The organism is Pseudodesulfovibrio pelocollis (genome assembly GCF_030282845.1).
Taxonomy (GTDB): Bacteria; Desulfobacterota; Desulfovibrionia; order Desulfovibrionales; family Desulfovibrionaceae; genus Pseudodesulfovibrio; species Pseudodesulfovibrio pelocollis.
The window spans coordinates 1-1,231 of sequence record NZ_JASTWE010000104.1; the positions used below are offsets into that span (position 1 = coordinate 1).

Annotated in this window: 1 protein-coding gene; it reads right to left on the reverse strand. The window is 59.5% G+C overall.

Going from position 1 to position 1,231, the window contains the following annotated elements:
• Positions 1-1,231: transposase (locus QQS14_RS16370; protein WP_425607939.1), on the reverse strand; the 1,231-nt coding region annotated here is incomplete at both ends.

The following is a 1,231-nucleotide window of genomic DNA, read 5'->3' on the forward strand; positions in this document are numbered from 1 at the left end:
CGCCGCGACCGGAACAAAAACATCTGGTCGCTCTTCATTGACCGCGAATACGAGCAGCATCCAGTCTGATTTCGTCCAAAAGCCGACAAAAATGATGCCCCAGGCGTCGGCTGCCCCTTTCGGGGTGCCGAACCCGGTCATTTTTCTCATGAGTAAGCCAAGGTTGAAGCCTGCGACATGGAGCAAGTAGCGTTTTTCGACGTTTTTCCGCCCTCGCAACCACGTTTTGCGCATGCCACCCCGATCAAGGGTGTGCTGGAAGCTGCGTTCAGCAAGTTCGGTTCGCCGTTTCGCTGATTCGGAAGCCTTGCCGGAACCAAGCCGGATTCGGTTGTTGTACACGGCCCGGCGGGCATCGTGGTCGCCGTTCCACCAGTTGAGCCCCTTGCGTTTCGGCTCTGCGATCCGTGTTTTCCAAGGGCTGTCGTCCAACTCCTTGAGGACGGCGCGAGAGTGATACCCCTTGTCCGCGATGAGTTCTGTGGGGGCGTCGGGAGATGGCGCTTTGCCGACCTTTTCCAGGTTCGCTTTCGTGGTTTTGAGTGTCTCGCCCAGGGTCTTGGTGTCGCCCTGATCCGCCGGGTGTATATCCACCGCAATCACGGCACCGGTGTCCAGGTCCACAGCGTGTTCCGGCTTGTAGGCCAAGCGGGTGCGACCATCCTTCATTCGCGCGACTCTGGCTTCGGGATCGGTCGGCGATTCCCAGTCCGTGTTGGATGTCTTCTTGCCTTTGCGTTGACGATCCATGCGGGACAAGTCCTCATTGGTCGGCGTCTTCATGCCGCTCTCTTTGGCCATGCGATGCAGCATCTGGCGATAGCCTTCGCCGGTGTCCTTACGGACGATGGAACGCATGGCGGCGTTGGCTTCCATGGTCGAGGCATCCACACCGATGCGGTCGCCCTGGACCAAGCCAGCTTGGGTGATCACGTCGAGAACCCAGATGAACACCTCTTGGTGCAGTTCCAGGGACAGCCGGGATCGAATGCGACTCAGGCTGGAGTGGTCGGGCACGGCTTGGCCCATATCCAGGAGCAGGAACTCGCGCAGGGAAAGGGAGTCGGCGCAACGCCATTCAATGCCGCGCTCGGAGTCGATGCCCTCGAAGTAGCCGACAAGATGCATGCGGAAATATCGACCAGGAGGGATGGAAGGACGCCCTTTGCGGGAGGCGTAGAACGGGACGCACAACTCCTCGACGAAACGGTCAAATCCAGCTTTGGCCAGG